General features: G+C 71.3%; 15 protein-coding genes. 8 read left to right on the forward strand and 7 right to left on the reverse strand.

Features of this window, described 5'->3' with window-relative positions; translation table 11 throughout:
• Positions 1-81: 81 nt before the first annotated feature.
• The 3 genes from KNO15_RS10145 to KNO15_RS10155 are packed head-to-tail and all read left to right on the forward strand — an operon-like array spanning position 82 to position 3,276.
• A complete protein-coding gene (locus KNO15_RS10145) occupies positions 82-1,302 on the forward strand; it encodes an epoxide hydrolase family protein (protein WP_241703601.1) in 1,221 nt (406 codons plus the stop codon).
• Positions 1,299-2,252, forward strand: a complete 954-nt coding sequence (locus KNO15_RS10150; RefSeq protein ID WP_241703602.1) for an alpha/beta fold hydrolase — start codon at positions 1,299-1,301, stop codon at positions 2,250-2,252. The genes KNO15_RS10145 and KNO15_RS10150 overlap by 4 nt, the downstream gene beginning before the upstream one ends.
• Positions 2,242-3,276, forward strand: a complete 1,035-nt coding sequence (locus tag KNO15_RS10155) for a thioredoxin (RefSeq protein WP_241703603.1) — start codon at positions 2,242-2,244, stop codon at positions 3,274-3,276. Before KNO15_RS10150 ends, KNO15_RS10155 begins: the two co-directional genes overlap by 11 nt.
• 15 nt (positions 3,277-3,291) lie before the next feature.
• Here the strand turns inward: KNO15_RS10155 and KNO15_RS10160 are convergent, their stop codons facing one another.
• The 3 genes from KNO15_RS10160 to KNO15_RS10170 form a co-directional block, all read right to left on the reverse strand.
• Positions 3,292-4,254: a helix-turn-helix transcriptional regulator gene (locus KNO15_RS10160; RefSeq protein ID WP_241703604.1), complete on the reverse strand. Its 963-nt coding sequence runs from the start codon at positions 4,252-4,254 to the stop codon at positions 3,292-3,294.
• A complete protein-coding gene (locus KNO15_RS10165; protein ID WP_241703605.1) occupies positions 4,251-4,754 on the reverse strand; it encodes an MEDS domain-containing protein in 504 nt (167 codons plus the stop codon). The genes KNO15_RS10160 and KNO15_RS10165 overlap by 4 nt, the downstream gene beginning before the upstream one ends.
• A gap of 86 nt (positions 4,755-4,840) precedes the next feature.
• Complete coding sequence (locus tag KNO15_RS10170) at positions 4,841-5,389, reverse strand: CGNR zinc finger domain-containing protein (RefSeq protein WP_241703606.1); 549 nt, start codon at positions 5,387-5,389, stop codon at positions 4,841-4,843.
• Positions 5,390-5,474: 85 nt separating this feature from the next.
• Between KNO15_RS10170 and KNO15_RS10175 the strand changes: the two genes are divergently transcribed.
• Entirely contained in the window at positions 5,475-6,482 is a 1,008-nt protein-coding gene (locus tag KNO15_RS10175) for an EamA family transporter (RefSeq protein WP_241703607.1), read from the forward strand.
• 40 nt (positions 6,483-6,522) lie between these two features.
• Here KNO15_RS10175 and KNO15_RS10180 read toward each other — a convergent pair whose 3' ends face one another.
• The 3 genes from KNO15_RS10180 to KNO15_RS10190 form a co-directional block, all read right to left on the reverse strand.
• Positions 6,523-7,764, reverse strand: a complete 1,242-nt coding sequence (locus KNO15_RS10180; RefSeq protein ID WP_241703608.1) for an MFS transporter — start codon at positions 7,762-7,764, stop codon at positions 6,523-6,525.
• Positions 7,761-8,486: a FadR/GntR family transcriptional regulator gene (locus tag KNO15_RS10185; protein WP_241703609.1), complete on the reverse strand. Its 726-nt coding sequence runs from the start codon at positions 8,484-8,486 to the stop codon at positions 7,761-7,763. The genes KNO15_RS10180 and KNO15_RS10185 overlap by 4 nt, the downstream gene beginning before the upstream one ends.
• Positions 8,487-8,607: 121 nt before the next feature.
• Positions 8,608-9,438: an aldo/keto reductase gene (locus KNO15_RS10190; protein ID WP_241703610.1), complete on the reverse strand. Its 831-nt coding sequence runs from the start codon at positions 9,436-9,438 to the stop codon at positions 8,608-8,610.
• Between the two features lie 153 nt (positions 9,439-9,591).
• On the opposite strand from KNO15_RS10190, the gene KNO15_RS10195 reads away from it, so the two are divergent.
• Entirely contained in the window at positions 9,592-10,014 is a 423-nt protein-coding gene (locus KNO15_RS10195; RefSeq protein ID WP_241703611.1) for a hypothetical protein, read from the forward strand.
• Positions 10,015-10,044: 30 nt separating this feature from the next.
• Here KNO15_RS10195 and KNO15_RS10200 read toward each other — a convergent pair whose 3' ends face one another.
• Positions 10,045-11,526: a glyceraldehyde-3-phosphate dehydrogenase gene (locus tag KNO15_RS10200; protein WP_241703612.1), complete on the reverse strand. Its 1,482-nt coding sequence runs from the start codon at positions 11,524-11,526 to the stop codon at positions 10,045-10,047.
• Between the two features lie 384 nt (positions 11,527-11,910).
• Here KNO15_RS10200 and KNO15_RS10205 point away from each other — a divergent pair, with 384 nt between their 5' ends.
• Genes KNO15_RS10205 through KNO15_RS10215 form a run of 3 tightly spaced genes read left to right on the forward strand, consistent with a single transcriptional unit; the run spans position 11,911 to position 13,646 of the window.
• Positions 11,911-12,291 carry a hypothetical protein gene (locus KNO15_RS10205; protein WP_241703613.1) on the forward strand — a complete coding sequence of 127 codons (381 nt, stop codon included), beginning with the start codon at positions 11,911-11,913 and terminating at the stop codon, positions 12,289-12,291.
• Between the two features lie 16 nt (positions 12,292-12,307).
• Entirely contained in the window at positions 12,308-12,718 is a 411-nt protein-coding gene (locus tag KNO15_RS10210; RefSeq protein ID WP_241703614.1) for a hypothetical protein, read from the forward strand.
• A 1-nt stretch (position 12,719) separates the two neighbouring features.
• Positions 12,720-13,646 (forward strand): hypothetical protein, encoded by a 927-nt coding sequence (locus KNO15_RS10215; RefSeq protein ID WP_241703615.1) that lies wholly within the window; start codon positions 12,720-12,722, stop codon positions 13,644-13,646.
• Position 13,647: the final 1 nt, after the last annotated feature.

The following is a 13,647-nucleotide window of genomic DNA, read 5'->3' on the forward strand; positions in this document are numbered from 1 at the left end:
ATACCCGCGCGCCGCCGCGCGGAGCAGTGTGTCTCCCGGCGGCGCACGCCGTGCGCCGGAGGACTCTGAAGGAGACCGGACATGTCCATCACGACCCAGCGCCCCGGCACCGGCCGGAGCGACGACCCCAGCGCCATCCGACCCTTCCATGTGGACACGCCGCAGGCTGATCTCGACGACCTGAAGCGCCGGCTCCGCGAGACCCGGCTGCCCGAGCGGGAGACCGTCGACGACGACTCGCAGGGCGTGCGGTTGCAGGTCGTGAGCGACCTCCTGGAGTACTGGCGCGACCACCACGACTGGCGCGGTGTGGAGGCCAGGCTCAACAGCCTTCCGCAGTTCGTGACCGAGATCGACGGACTCGACATCCACTTCATCCATGTGAGGTCGCGGCACGACGGCGCCCTCCCGATGATCGTGACGCACGGCTGGCCCGGCTCGATCATCGAGCAGCTGAAGATCGTCGGGCCCCTGACCGATCCGACGATGTACGGTGCGAGCGCCGAGGACGCCTTCGACCTCGTCATCCCGTCGCTGCCCGGCCACGGCTACTCCGCGAAGCCGGACGAGCCGGGATGGGACCCGATCCGGATCGCCCGGGCGTGGGCGGAGCTGATGCGGCGCCTCGGCTACGACCGTTACGTCGCGCAGGGCGGGGACTGGGGCAACGCCGTCACCGAGCAGCTCGCCCTGCTGAAGCCGGAGGGACTCGCCGGCATCCACACCAACATGCCGGCCACGGTCCCCGACGAGATCCAGGCCGCTCTGGATGCGCACGAGGAGCCGCCGGCCGACCTCGACGCCGAGGAGCGCTACGCCTGGGATCAGCTGGCCTTCTTCGACGCCCACGGCCTGGCCTACGCCCAGGAGATGGGCAACCGTCCGCAGACGCTCTACGCGCTCGCCGATTCACCGGTCGGGCTCGCCGCGTGGATGCTCGACCACGACGCGCGCAGCTACGAGCTGATCGCGCGCGTCTTCGCCGGGGAGACCGAGGGGCTGAGCCGCGACGACGTGCTCGACAATGTGACGCTGTACTGGCTGACCAACACGGCTGTCTCGTCCGCGCGGCTCTACTGGGAGAGCAAGCTGGCCTTCTTCGCGCCGAAGGGGGTGGAGTTGCCGACCGGGGTGAGCGTCTTCCCCGACGAGATCTACGCGGCGCCGCGCAGCTGGGCGACACGAGCGTATCCGCAGCTCATCCACTTCAACCGGCTCGAGAAGGGCGGGCACTTCGCGGCCTGGGAGCAGCCGGAGCTGTTCTCGCAGGAGGTCCGCGCGACGTTCCGGTCGCTGCGATGAGCGACGCGAGGGACCGCCTGGCGCACGTGGAGGCCGGCGAGCTCGACGTCGAATACGCCGACGTCGGGCCGCGCGACGGGCCGGCCGTGCTGCTGCTGCACGGCTGGCCGTACGACCTCCACAGTTTCGACGCTGCAGCCGCGCTGCTCGCAGAACGGGGCTACCGTGTGCTCGCACCGAACCTGCGCGGGTTCGGCGGCACGCGGTTCCGCTCCGAGGGAAGTGCGCGCAACGGAGAGCAGGCCGTGTTCGCGACGGATGCCGTGGCGTTCCTCGACGCGCTCGGCATCGGCGATGCCGTGGTGGCGGGATTCGATTGGGGAGCACGGACGGCCAACATCCTGGCGGCCCTCTGGCCCGACCGCTGTCGCGGCCACGTGTCCGTGAGCGGCTATCTGATCGGCAGCCAGGAGGTGGGCGCCCAGCCGCTGCCTCCCGCCGCCGAGCTCTCCTGGTGGTACCAGTTCTACTTCGCCACCGAGCGTGGCAGACTCGGCTACGACCGCAACCGCAGCGAGTTCGCCCGGTTGATCTGGCACACCGCCTCCCCGCGGTGGGAGTTCGACGAGGCGACGTTCCAGAGGTCGGCGGCGGCGTTCGCCAGCCCCGATCACGTCGACATCGTCATCCACAACTACCGGTGGCGGCTCGGTGCGGCCGACGGCCAGGACTCATTGACCGGGCTGGAGCAGCGGCTGGCCGGTCGCCCGACCATCGCGGTGCCGACCATCACGCTGGAGGGCGACGCGAACGGCGCACCGCATCCACTGGCCGAGACGTACCGCGACCGGTTCACCGGGCCGTACGAGCACCGTGAGATCGCCGGGGGCATCGGGCACGACCTCCCGCAGGAGGCGCCACGGGCGTTCGCCGACGCGATCGCCGACGTGGACGCGATGGCGCGTCAGGATGGGGACAGGGCCGGGATGGAGGCGCACGGTGGCCGATGAGGAGCTGACACGTCGACCCCTGCGGTCGATCCTGCACCACCGGTCGGAGGACCGTCTGCCCGACGAGGGCGCGCTCGCACCGTTCTCCCGTGCCACCGCGTGGCTCAACTCGCCGCCGCTGACACCGGACGGGCTGCGCGGCCGGGTCGTGCTGGTCGACTTCTGGACGTTCACCTGCGTCAACTGGCTCCGCACCGCGCCGTACCTGCGGGCATGGCACGCGAAGTACGCGGGCGCCGGGCTGACGATCGTCGGCGTCCACACGCCCGAGTTCGGGTTCGAGCACGAGCTCCCGACGGTCACCGATCGCGTCCGACGGCTCGGGATCGAGTACGCGGTCGCCGTGGACAGCGACTACGGCGTCTGGGGCGACTTCGCCAACCAGTACTGGCCGGCGGTCTACCTCGCCGACGCGAGCGGGAGGCTGCGCTACCACCACTTCGGAGAGGGCGAGTACGCGATGACCGAGATGGTCGTCCAGCAACTGCTCCACGATGCCGGAGCGACGGGGGTGGACGGCGAGCTCGTGTCGCCGCAGCCGCGGGGACTGGAGGTCGCGGCGGACTGGGCGACGCTGCGCTCGCCGGAGACGTACCTGGGGTACGCGCAGAGCAGCGGGTTCGTCTCGGAGATCGACGGGCTGTACGACCAGTCGCACGACTATCCCGGAGGAGGCGAGCCGAGCCTCAACGAGTGGGACCTCGCCGGCCGGTGGACCCGGGCCCGCGATGCCGCCCACCTGGACAGGCCGCGAGGGCGCATCGCGTTCTCGTTCCAGGCGCGGGACGTCAACCTCGTGATGGGTCCGGCGCCGGGCGCCGCCGCGGTGCCGTTCCAGGTGCTCCTCGACGGGAGACCCCCGGGCGACGCGCACGGAACCGACGTCGACGCGGAGGGCCGCGGCCTGCTCGACGCCCAGGACACCTACCAGCTGATCCGTCAGCACGACCGCGTCGGGCCGCGGCTGTTCGAGATCGAGTTCCAGGCGCAGGGAGCGGAGGCGTATTGCTTCACGTTCGGGTGACCGGGCGCCGTGCCGTCACACCACCCTGTGACGCAACGCGAACGCCGTCGCCTCGCTGCGCCTGGCCACTCCGATCTTGCGGTAGAGCGACGTGAGGTGGCGCTCCACTGTGCGGTCGCTCAGCCAGAGGACACCGGCGATCTCCTTGTTGCTGAGGCCCTGGGCGAGCAGCCCGAGCACCTCGACCTCCCGCCGGGTGAGGTCGGCGGGTGCGGGCGGGAGGTCGCCCGTGCTCTCGAGGCTCGGCATCGCATCCTGCGCCCCGGGGCGCGAGGGTCCGGCCGGCGCGGCCTCGCGTGCCACATCGTGGAGGCGTCGGGCGAGCGCGGACAGCTCGGGCGTCAGCTCGTCGACGAGCGAGCGGAGTACGCGCTGCTGACGGTGCAGGGCGTGCTCGGCCGCTCGCCGGGCGCCGGTCTCGCGAGCGAGCCGCCTGGCGGTATGGATCGCGATGGCGGCCTGACCGACCGCGACACGCAGCAGCTGGATCTCTGTGGTGGTGGGGAAGTCGGCGCGTGGGGCGGACACCACCACGGTTCCGGATCCCCACGGCAGGGCGAGGGGGAGGGTCGCCGTGCGCGCCCCGTCCGCGGCACCGGCCGGTCTGTCTTCGGGAGTGCCATCGTCTCCGGTTCGAGCGGCACGGTCCAGCAGCCCGGCGGGAGGCCGGGGGCCGGACGGACGCCAGACCTCCAGTGCGTCACCGTCGTCGCCGTCGTCGAAGCGCGCGTAGGCGGCGTCGAGCTGAAGCACCCCGAACAGCACGCTGAGCAGGCCGGTCGCGATCTCCCGCGGCTCGTGGTCGACCCAGAGCGCCGGCAGAGCGAGGAGTGCGCTGAGGTCGCGCAGCCAGCGACGCGTGTCGACGGGAGCGAGGTCGGGCGGGCCGTCCCCGAGCGGACCCTCGGCAGCGGCCGCCGCGAGGTCCGGCCGCTCGGCACCGGGCTCCGCCCTTCCCGGAACCGCTCGGCCCGTCATGGCCACCTGGTGGTGCGTCCCGCGCGCTCGGCGAGGAACTGCGGGGGTGCCAGGAAGAACGGGTTCTGCTGCAGCATTCCCCCGAGGTAGACCAGCGGATGGGTGCGCAGGATGTCCAGGATGAACGTGCCGTCGAACCGCGCGGTGTCGTACGAGCAGATCACGACGTGCTCGTGGCGCCCGTGGATGAAGTTGGCGCGCGCCTCGAACTCGATGAGGCGGTCGGCGTCGTCCTCTCGCCCGATCGCCCAGCCCATGTCGGCGACCATTCGGATGCGCGGGGCCGGTCGCGCGACGAGCATCCGGTCGAGCAGGTCGAGCATCGCAGTCTGGTCGAACCCTCCGCCGCCCTGATCCACACCCTGGCGCACGAACGCGTCGAGCACACGCTCGTCGACCGCCTGCCCGTTCACGAAGGCGCAGACGTGACGGTAGCGGTCGAGCGCACCCCCGGCGAACGTCGCGGGCGCGACCGCGGTCCGATCGTCATCCTGCAGCATCTCTCTCGATCCCCGCACTCGCGCAGAGGCTAGCGCAGCCCGTCGGCGGCGCACAACGCGTCCGTCCGACCGCGAGGCGGCGCGAGTCAGCCGTCGTGGCGGGCGCGGAACGCGATCATGTTCATGCGGTTGCCGCAGCGCACGCTGCAGAAGCGTTTCGAGCCGTTGCGCGAGAGGTCGAGCAGGAGGCCGTCGCAGTCGTCGGCCGCACAGCTGCGCAGCCGGTCGGTCTCGTTCGACCGGATCACGTCGACGAGCGCGAGCGCGATCTCGACCCGGATGCGCTCGGCCAGCGGCGCGTCCAGCGAGGTCGCGTGCAGGTGCCAGTCGAAACCGTCGTGACGCATCAGGTACGGGGAGGCGTGCGCGTCCGCGAGCATCGCGTTGACTTCGCCGACGGCCTCGTCGCGCGGCAGCGTCCAGGCCCGGCGCAGGAGATCGCGGGTCTCGTGCACCTGGCGCAGCTCCTCCTCGTCTCCGTCGATCCGCCCCGAGTACTGGTTCGCGTGCAGGAGGGCGACCAGGAGTTCCGGCGTGCCGAGCTCGTCCTCGCCGCTCCGGGAGGCGCTCGGCACGGTGTTGCAGAGCTCGACCGCGAACCGCAGCGCTTCCTCTGCGTCAGGGGCAAAACGCAAGTTGAATCCTTACTTAGCCGAGTACTAGCGTCAGGATCATAACGCACGACACTCCTGACATCCCGAGCTCGACAGGCAGCATCCCATGGCCGGCACCTCCACCAACCACACCACCCGCGGTCTCGTCGTCGCGGTGATCGCCGCGGCCTCCTTCGGCCTGTCCGGGGCGTTCATCAAGCCGCTGCTCGAGAGCGGCTGGTCGCCTGCCGCGGCGGTCAGCGCGCGGGTGCTGATCGGTGGCGCGGTGCTGGCGCCGTTCGCCGCCGTCGCGCTGCGCGGCCGGTGGAGCGCGCTGTGGCGCGGGCGCTGGCGCGCGCTCGGAATGGCGCTGATCGGCGTCGCGAGCACCCAGGTGCTGTACTTCGCGGCGATCGAGCGCATCCCGGTGAGCACCGCGATCCTCATCGAGTACCTCGCGCCCGTCGTGCTCGTGCTGCTCGTCTGGGCGCGCACCCGCCGCGCGCCCCGCTGGATGGTCCTCGCCGGGTCCGGTGTCGCGATCGCAGGCCTGCTGCTCGTGGTCGCTCCCGGCGGCGGCCGCGGCCTCGACCTGGTCGGCGTGACGCTCGCGGTCACGGCGATGCTCGGCTGCGCCGGCTACTACGTGATCGCCGCCCGGCCGGCGGACGGGCTCCCGCCGGTCGCGCTCGCCGCAGTCGGGCTGCTGCTCGGCGGCGTCGCGCTGCTCGCGGTCAGCGCGACCGGGCTGCTGCCGTTCGTCGTCAGCTTCCGCGACGTCGAGCTGTTCGGCGGCCCTGCGCCGTGGTGGGTGCCCCTCGCGGTCGTCGGCGTGCTCGCGACCGCGCTCGCGTACGCGGCGGGGATCACCGCCGCCGGCCTGCTCGGCTCGCGGCTGAGCTCGTTCGCCGGACTGCTGGAGGTCGTGGCCGCGACCCTCTACGCCTGGCTGTTGCTGGGCGAGTCGCTCGGGGCCCTCCAGCTCGTCGGCGGCGTGCTCATCCTGGCCGGCATAGCCCTCGTGCGCGCCGACCCCACCCCCGCTCCCACCTCCATCGCGCATCCGGAGCCGTCGAAGGGCACGTCGTTGTCGCTTTCGGCGGTCGAAAGCGACAACAACGTGCCCCTCGGTTGAGGTCCGCGCGACGCGGGAGGTGCGACGCGGGAGGCGCGCGTCAGCCGATGACGCGGGCGCGACCGGCGAGGGCGCCGACGACCACCAGCAGCAGCTGCAGTGTGATGACGACGACGAGGGCGGGAGTCCACGACCCGGTCACGTCGTGCAGCGCGCCGACCGCGATCGGCCCGGCCGCCGCGAACAGGTAGCCGACCGTCTGCGCCATCCCCGAGAGTGCGGCCGCCTGCGAGTGGTGGCTGGTGCGCAACCCGAAGAACGAGAGGGCGAGCACGATGCTGGCGCCGCCCGCGACACCGGTCAGGCTCGTCCAGATGCCCGACAGCTGCGGCGCGACCAGGATCCCGGTCGCGGACACCACGATGATCGCGGGCGCGACCGTCGCCAGCAGCCGCTGGTCGCGGAAGCGGGCGATGAGGAACGAGCAGCCGATGCTCCCGACGATGCCGAACCCGTTGAGGAACAGCTGGTGGAGGCCCGCCTCGCCGGGACTGATCCCTGCGGTGGTCTCGATCGACGGCAGCCAGGTGATGAAGACGTAGAACCCGACGGACTGCATCCCCATGAACGCGGTGACCTGCCAGCCGAGCGCCGACCGCCAGGGCGACCGCCAGCGGGTGTCGTCGAGGTCGCGCGCGGTCACGCTCACGTCGTCCTGCCCGGGCGCGACCACGGTGCGCCTGCGCAACTGCGGGGCGAGCACCGCCAGGGCGATCACCGCGAGCACGGCCCACATCCCAAGGGGCAGTCTCCAGCCGAGCGCCGACATCCCGGCGACGGGCACGGCGATCCCCGCCGCGACGGCGGCGAAGATCGACTGGACGGCCGAGTACGACCCGGTGATCTGGCCGATGCGGGTCGGGAAGTCGCGCTTCACCAGGGCGGGGAGGATCACGTTGAGCACCGCGATCGCCGCCCCGAGGAGGGCCGTGCCGCTCCAGAGGCACGCGAGGCCCGGGAGTGACCGCAGCACCAGCCCGACGGCGAGCACGATGAGCCCGAGCCCGAGCGCCCACTCGAGCCCGACACGGCGGGCGAGCCGCGGGGCGAGCGGGGAGATCAGCGCGAACGCCAGCAGGGGGAGGCTCACGAGCACGGAGGCCGACACCGAGTCGAGCCCGAGGTCGCGCTCGATGTCGGCGAGCAGCGGCCCGACCGTCGTGATGCCGGCGCGCAGGTTGCCGGCCACCAGCAGCAGCCCGATCAGCACGAGTGCCGGGCTCAGCCTGCGGGCGGCGGTGGCGCCGCGCGAGGCGGCGCGGGTGCGGTCGTCGACGGTCATCGGTCGCTGCCCGTGCGGTCGGAGGCAGGCGTGGCCGGCAGCAGGATGCCCTGCTTCTCGTTGACGAGCCGCACGGCGTGCGTCGCGGCGGCCTCCGCGGCGACGGGGTCTCCTGCCGCGACGGCCTCGACGATGGCGTCGTGCGCGTCGTCGATCGCGCTCGGGCCGTCCGCGACGGCAGCATCGGCGGCCGAGCGGGTGGCGAGCAGGGCCTGCTCGTTGCCGCCGACTCCGCGGTACAGCTCGGCGAGCAGCGCATTGCCGGACGCCTCCAGCAGCAGGTGGTGGAACTCGATGTCGGCGTCCTCGTAGCCGGGACCCCCGAGCTGCGCGATGCGTTCGGCGGCCGCGCCCTGCAGCCGTTGGAGCTGCTCCGGCGTCCGCCGGATGGCCGCGAGTCTCGCCGCTTCACGCTCCAGCAGGAGTCGGACCTCGGCGACGTCGACCGCGCGCTCGTGATCGAGGCGCCGGGCCAGCGTCGGTGCCACCTCGCTGGTCGCGAGCACGAAGGTGCCATAGCCCGCGCGGGCGCCGAGGAGGCCGACGTGCACGAGCGATCGCAGCGCCTCCCGCACGCTGTTGCGGCTCACGCCGAGTTCGTGCGTGAGCTCGGCCTCCGTCGGGATGAGCGAGCCGACCGGGAACTCGCCGTCGGCGATCCGGCGGCGGAGCTGATCGGCGACCTGTTCGGAGAGGGTCACGTTGGGGGAGATTCGGGTCACACTGCACCCTATCTCTGAAAAGTGCCAAATGTCCAACAAATGCGTGCTGTGCCCTCCGCCGAGGGGCACGCAAACGCCCCGAAAACCACGTTTTAGGGGCGCCTACGTGCCCCTCGATGCCTCAGCGGCCCTCGCCGTGTCCGGTGTCGAGCGCGTCGAGAGTCGCCAGGTCCTCCGCGCTCAGCTCGAAGTCGACGTCGGCGTTCTCGACGATCCGGCTCGGCGTCGTCGACTTGGGCAGCGGCAGGATGTCGCGCGACAGCAGGTACCGGATGCTCACCTGGGCGACGGTCCTGCCGTACTTCTCGGCGATCGCCGCGATGTCGCTGTTGCCGATCAGCGAGCCGGTCGCGAGCGGCGAGTAGCCCTCCACCCGGATGTCGTGCTGCTGGCAGAAGGCCGTCGTCTGCGGCTGGGTGTGCCCCACGAACCAGCGGATCTGGTTGGCGTGCGGCACCACGTCGGTCGCGGCGATGAGATCCTCCAGGTCGTCGACCACGAAGTTGCTCACGCCGATCGAGCGCGTCTTGTCGGCGTCGTAGAGCTCCTCGAAGACCTTCCAGACCTCGATGTTGCCCGCGCGATGGTCGCTGCCGATCGCGGTCCACGGCCAGGGCGCATGGATCAGGTAGAGGTCGACGGGCCCGAGGTCGAGCAGGGCGGACGAGCGCTCGAACGCGTGCCGCGCACCAGCGGCGTCCTTCACTTCTGCCGGGCACTTGGTGGTGATGAAGATCTCCTCGCGCGGCACACCGCTGTCGCGCACCGCCCGGCCGACGCTCTCCTCGTTGCCGTAGGCCCGCGCGGTGTCGATGTGCCGGTATCCCGCGTCGAGCGCCGTCCGCACGGAGTCGTAGGTCGCCGGTCCGTCGGGGATCTGCCAGGTCCCGAATCCGATCCGTGGGATCCGCACGCCGTTCGAGAGGGTGAAGGTGTCGGTCAGCGCAGGCATGGGGTCTCCTTTCGCCGGGCTGCTTCGTGCCCGGCGCTCATGCTAGACCTCCCGTCGCGGCGGGTCACGCCCCGTTTGCGGCGGGGCACCTGCCCGCGAAGGGGGGAGTGAGAACACGGCCGAACTCCCATAGCGTGTTGGGGGGAGGGGATCATGAAGGGACGCCGGTGGCTGTGTGCTGTCGGTGCGCTGCTGGGACTCGGTCTCACCGGTTGTATGGGGCCGCACGTCGATATCCCGCCCGATTCGAGCACGCTGCGACCGTGTGCGCCGTCGCCCGCACCACTGCTCGTCCAAGACCTGCCGACAGCCACTCCGGCGGCATGTGACCTCGTCGGCGCGACGGTCCAGTTCCCGGACGGCTACGACAAGGTGATCCCGGAGATCGGGACGTCGAGCGCATCGGGCGGGGGCGGGATGAGCGACACCCACTTCCTGTTCAACTTCGGCTCGCTCGGGATCGTGGCCTCCGAGCGCGCCGAGAAGTCGACGCAGACGCGCTGGTGGGGGAGCGAGGAGGGGCTGCGGCGGTATTGGAACGCGTTCGGCAGGATCGGCGAGACGCTCTACGGGTAGCCGGGCGGCGGTTCCGCGAACGGCGACCGGCTAGTGCGCCGGCTCCAGACGCACCTCCGCGCGCGGCGGCACCACGGCCGGGTGGGTGCCCGCCATCGCCTCCAGCACGCGCACGACCTGGCACGAGTAGCCGTACTCGTTGTCGTACCAGACGTAGAGCACGAGGTTGGTCTCGTCGGCGATGGTCGCGAGGCCGTCGACGATGCCCGCGCGGTGGGAGCCGACGAAATCGCTGGAGACCACCTCCGGCGACTCGATGTAGTCGATCTGCTGGCGCAGACGCGAGTGCAGCGAGACGCGGCGCAGATAGTCGTTGATCTGGTCCTTGGTCGCCGGCCGCTCGAGGGTGAGGTTGAGGATCGCGAGCGAGACGTCCGGGGTGGGGACGCGGATGCTGGATCCGGTGAGCTTCCCGGCGAGCTGCGGCAGCGCCTTCGCGACGGCCTTGGCAGCGCCGGTCTCGGTGATGACCATGTTGAGCACGGCGGAGCGGCCCCGGCGGTCGCCCCTGTGGAAGTTGTCGGTGAGGTTCTGGTCGTTCGTGAACGAGTGGACCGTCTCGACATGGCCGCGGACGATCCCGTAGGCCTCGTCGACCGCCTTCAGCACCGGGGTGATCGCGTTGGTGGTGCAGGAGGCGGCGGACAGGATGCGGTCGCCGTCGGCGATGGTGTCGTCGTTGATGCCGTGGACGATGTTCTTCAGCGGCGTCTTGCCGGGGGCGGTCAGCAGCACGCGCGCCACGCCGGGGCTGGTCAGGTGCTGGGCCAGTCCGGCCTCGTCGCGCCACCTTCCGGTGTTGTCGACGATGATCGCGTCGCGGATCCCGTAGGCGACGTAGTCGACTCCCGCCGGGTCGTCGGAGTAGATCACCTGGATGCGGGTGCCGTTGGCGATGAGCACGTCGTTCTCGGCGTCGACCGTGACTGCGCCGGGGAACGGTCCGTGCACCGAGTCGCGCGCCAGGAGGCTCGCGCGCTTGTGGAGGTCGTTGTCCGACCCGCGCCGCACGACGATCGCCCGCAGGCGGAGGCCGTTGCCGTTGCCCGCGTGGTTGATCAGGATGCGTGCCAGGAGCCGGCCGATGCGGCCGAAGCCGTAGAGCACGACGTCGGTGGGGCCGGCGGCGTACGCCGGGTGTGCGGCGTCGATCTCCGCCCGCAGCCGCTCGGTGACGTCGTCGCCGTCGAGACCGCGCACCGACATGGCGAGCCGGGCGACGTCGATGGAGGCCGGCTCGGGGGCGATCGCGAGCAGCGCCGCCAGCACGGTCGCGGTCTCCTCCAGCGTGAGCTCGTCGTGCCCGAGCTCGCGCGCGCGGTCGTGAACCGAGATGACGCCCGTGGCCGACAGGTTGATGAGCCGGTGGCCGTGGATGGAGGTGACGACTCCGTGGTCGCGGTAGAGCCGGCCGATGAGCGGGATCAGCTGCTCGGCGCGCTCCTCCCGGGCGACCCACGCCGCGCGGTGGGACTCGAAGGCGTGCGGGTGGTCGGTGTTGAAGGCGGTCACGCTCGGTACTCGGGATCCTTCTGCGTCGGTGGACGCGTCGGCGGGGTGCGGTGCGGGGATGGCCGCGAGAGGAGCCTATTTGCTGATGGGTGCAAGATTCGTGGAATCGGGGCGGAAAGAATCGGGGTTCTTGTGCGGGCGGGAAGATCGCGGTGCCCGCGGTGATGGTCCGCGCAGCCCCGGAATTCATCCGCGACTCCGATGAATCCCAGAAGTGCTGCCTGTTTGACCGGTCAATCCTCGCGAACCTAGCATCGAGACAGGACGTCGTCGCTGCTGCCCTCGCGACGATGTCCCGGCGCGACGGCGCCGGTGCGGGTCCTCTCACCCGAACCCGTACCCGCGTCCGCGGCCTCCCGGTCGCCGCACCACTCTCGAGGAACCATGCTCGACTTGAGGATCGAAGTCGTCGCCCGCAACGAACTGGGAGCGATCGTCGCGCTCGTGACACCGCACGGCGTGGTCGACGCCCAGTCGGCGTCGTCCCAGATCGCCCGCGGCGAGGCCAGCTACGTCACCGGGCCCGACTCGTACTCGAGGGTGCCCGTGCGGTCGATCTCCGCGACGGGAGGCGCGTACCTCTACGCCAACTGGGACGGCACCCAGCGCAACAACCTCCACGATCTTGCCGCCGTGCGCGTCCGCACGCCCCCGGCCGCCGAGGTGGGCGACGCGCTCGCGAGGACCTGGTCGACCCGGCGGGGCAGGGTCGCCGCGCTCTGGGAGCGGCTGCGTTCGGGCATGGCTAGCCACTCGCCGCGGTAGCTGTCACCATGTGCGCATGACGGACGACGACGACGGCGAACCCGAAGCGGCCGATCTCATCGTCCTGGCCACCTTCGTTCGCGGGAGGCTGGTTCTCACCGAGGTCGGCGAGTTCCGCGAGGAGGACTGGGCGGACATCGACGGGCAGCTCGCCCGGATATTGACGTCCCGGGACCGCACGCAGGAGAAGTCCCGGGCCATCTGGCAGCTCGCCGCGGACAACCCGATGCTGGAGGAGCAGCTCCGCCGTGCGCAGTACAGTCTCGAGAGCGCGGACACGTCGCCGCCCGGGAGGCCGTCGCCGATCGGCAGCACCATCTGGACCTGCCCGGTCGCCAAAGACGTCCGCCGCCTCCAGCAGTACCCCGACCAGGACATGGGCGCATGCCCCACCCACGGAGATCGCCTCGTCAGAGAAGTGCCCTGACGTGCTGAAGCTCTGGGAGCAGGTGGGAACCTCGCTGGCGACGCGGCTGCTCACGGCGAGCGAGTTCGCCCTCGTGTTCTGGGTGTGGTTCGCGTTCTGGTGGGCGGTCGGCCACGGAGGCTGGGCCGGTTACGCCGCGGCGGTGGCCCCGCTGTTCACCAACGGTGCAGCGCTTCTCGCGGTCGCGGCGGGTGCGGTCATCGTGGCGGTGGTCTCCGGCCTGATCGTCCAGCGGGCCGCCACCCCGGTCCTGCGGCTGCTCGAGGGGTACTGGCCGGGAGCCTCCTGGCGCGAGAAGCGCCGGGAGGCGTGGCGGGCCAAGCGCGACGAATACCTGCAGAAGGAGGTGGACGCGACCCCGGTCGGCGGGCTGACCGAGGACTCGCCGGCGTCGATCGCTGCCGAGGCGATGAAGTGGGACGCCAAGCTCCAAGACTTCCCCGACAGGGACTCGGTGCTTCCGACCCGGATCGGGAACATCATCCGCGCCGGCGAGCGGAGGCCGCTGCCGTCATACGGTCTCGACCCGATCATCGTGTGGCCGCAGTTGTGGCTCGCGCTCCCGGAACAGCCTCGCGCGGATGTCCAGGATGCCCGATCGCGACTCGATTCGAGTGTCGCCGCCCTCATCTGGGCCGTCCTCGCGGCGCCGGTCGCACTCGTCGGCCTGTGGTGGGGTGTCGTCGGCGTCTTCGTCGCCGCACTGGTCGCCCTGGCGATCTGGCGGCTCTGGATCCCTGCCGAGGCGCGCGCCTACGCGAGCGTGCTGACCGCGATCTTCGACACCCAGAGGTTCCTGCTGTACGACGCGCTGCGCCTGCCGCGGCCGAAACGACCGAGGGACGAGGTGCAGGCCGGTCGGGCGCTCACCAGGTGGATCCGGCGGCGGGACCAGGTTCCCGCGAGGTTCGCGTCGCCGCCACGGTAGT

This window comes from Leifsonia shinshuensis, assembly GCF_022606355.1.
Classification (GTDB): domain Bacteria; phylum Actinomycetota; class Actinomycetes; order Actinomycetales; family Microbacteriaceae; genus Leifsonia; species Leifsonia shinshuensis_B.